This is a genomic window from Nostoc sp. CALU 546 (assembly GCF_048836525.1).
This window is the reverse complement of record NZ_JAWJTF010000288.1, coordinates 1-2561: the sequence shown is the minus strand read 5'-3', so window position 1 is coordinate 2561 and position 2561 is coordinate 1. Positions and strand designations below refer to the sequence as shown.

The following is a 2561-nucleotide window of genomic DNA, read 5'->3' as shown; positions in this document are numbered from 1 at the left end:
CTATTTTTACTTTAGTAAAGTAGCAAGCTTTGATTTTAAAACTAGCTTTCTTTAAGATATCTTAATATTTTTGAAATAATTATCATTTATCTAATGGTGATGCCTCTACTTGACGAGTATTACAAAAATGCGTGGTCATTTACTGCAAAGCATAAAATAAAACAATTTAAACAAAACTATATTGATGGATCTTATTATCAATATTAGTATAGCTGTTATTATTATGATCCAGTTCCTAGGAAACAGATTTTAGAAGCGATGGATACAAGCGATCGCTCTCTTATAATTGATACTATAGCCAGTCTCCAATAATCAGCCAAAGTAATTATTTCTCGATTATGCAAATCTGTTAATATAAAAATTAACAAGTAAATATCCTTAGCAAGAATTAACACAAGGATTGCTCGATGTCGCTATCTGAATTTGCAATTGTAGAAAGTACTCTCCGTGAAGGTGAACAATTTATAAAAGCCAATTTTTCCTCAGATGATAAAGTCGAAATTGCTGAGGCGCTTGCTGTATTTGGAGTTGAATATATAGAGTTAACTTCACCAATTGCTTCACCTCAATCTAGACAAGACTGTGAACGATTGGCTGGGTTAGGATTACCTTCCAAAATCTTAACTCACATTCGCTGTCACCTAGAAGATGCTAAAGTCGCTTTAGCCACAGGTGTAGCTGGGATTAATTTAACTATAGGTAGTTCTTCCTTGATGCGTCAGTTCAGTCATGGTAAAAATATTAATCAAATTATTGATTTAGCATCGGAAGTTTTAACTTTTATTCATCAGCAAGCTCCCAATATTGAGTTACGTTTTTCTGCTGAAGATTCGTCACGCACTTCTACAGAAGATTTAATCAAAATTTACTCGGCAATTGAGAAGTTAGGAGTTGTCAAACGTATAGGAATTGCTGATACGGTAGGAATTATTACCCCAATGCAAGTATTTGAATTAGTGAAGACTTTGCGCCAGTTCACCAATTTAGATATTGAGTTTCATGGTCATAATGATACAGAATGTGCAAATGCTAACAGCTATACAGCACTAGAAGCAGGAGCAACTCATATCGATACTTGTGTGCTTGGTATTGGTGAACGCAATGGTATTACCTCACTAGCCGGATTCATCGCTAGGTTATATGCTACAAACCCAGAACAGATTAAATCTAAATATCGCTTAGAAGAACTGGCTTCCTTGCATGAATTAGTTGCGAGAAAAGTTGGAATTTCTATTCCTTTTAATCACTGTATTTTTGGGGAGAGTGCTTTTAGTCATAAAGCTGGCATTCATACTAAAGCTATGCTCAATAGTTCTGAGACTTATGAAGCTATTAACCCGCGGAGTTTTGGTGTAAGGCGCTCAATTTTAATCAATCATAAATTAGCTGGTAAACAAGCGATTAATCACCGAGCTAATGAATTAGGACTTTCCTTTAATTTATCCCAGCTTAAAGATATTACTCATAGGTTGAAAGCTTTAGCTGATAAACAAAGTCTTACCATCGAAGATGTAGACAATATCTTATATTCTTATCATTGCCAGTAAATTTTAAAATATACGCACTTATTGTCCAAGTACAGATCCCCAACTTCTTCAAGAAGTCGGGGATCTAAATCCACCTATATCTGCTATTAATCTATCTGATGGAATAAAACTGTAAAAATTACTGCTTTTCTATTATTTTTCAAGCTTTTTTAAGAATGATGTTTGCTGTTCTTTATAAATGATTCATAATTTAAACTTATAAAATTGATAGCATATATGTAAGTTAAAAGGATTTAAATAACATTTTCGCAAAGATGGTGAGCATTGCTCACCATTCTATTTACCAAGCAAATTTATATTAGTAAGAAAGTTAACTGAGGAGTAGTTATGAATCGAACCAACAGTCAAAAATTGAGTGACGTCACAACCCAATGGCTAATAGCAAAAGGCTATAATTATAGCGATTTAAATCAGCCGGGTGAAAATGGCGATACAGCTTTAATGAAAGCGACAAGAGAAGGAGTTTATACAGTCGTAAAAGAACTAATTGATGCTGGTGCAGATATTAATGCTCGAAATAGCGATCGCAACAATGCTTTATGGTTTGCTTGTTTTGGTAATCACTACGATTTAATTAATTTACTGTTGGCTCATAACATTGATATCAATAACCAAAATGATAACGGTGCAACTGTTTTAATGTACGCAGCATCAGCCGGAAAAACAGAAGTTGTCAAGTTACTTTTACAACATCATCCTAATTTATATTTAAAAAACTTAGACGATTATAAAGCGATAGATTTTGCTAGTAACGTAGAAGTCTTAAGGATAATTAAAAATGCCATCAAGTCAGATATCGGGAAAAGCCTATCATGACGCTACCAAGCATTCTTACTTATCGGTACAACTTGATCCAAATTATGTAGATGCTTCAACACAGCCATCTTCATTTAAAGTTTATCCCAAGTTTTATCGGAGAGTGAAATTAAATCTCAATAATCCTGTTCACTCTTTTATCTCATTAACCAGTGCAATAACACTGGAAAAAGTATATAAAGATGGCCCCTATAAACT

2 protein-coding genes and 1 pseudogene are annotated in these 2561 nt (G+C 33.7%); all 3 read left to right on the top strand.

The genetic code is table 11. The features are described from left to right. Nucleotides 1-407: 407 nt before the first annotated feature. Nucleotides 408-1547, top strand: a complete 1140-nt coding sequence (gene lysS, locus RRG12_RS42785; RefSeq protein ID WP_420760125.1) for a homocitrate synthase — start codon at nucleotides 408-410, stop codon at nucleotides 1545-1547. Nucleotides 1548-1874: 327 nt separating this feature from the next. Then, a complete protein-coding gene (locus RRG12_RS42780; RefSeq protein WP_420760126.1) occupies nucleotides 1875-2363 on the top strand; it encodes an ankyrin repeat domain-containing protein in 489 nt (162 codons plus the stop codon). Beyond that, nucleotides 2326-2561, top strand: a pseudogene (locus RRG12_RS42775) (SagB/ThcOx family dehydrogenase); the annotation flags it as partial. The gene RRG12_RS42780 and the pseudogene RRG12_RS42775, both read left to right, overlap by 38 nt.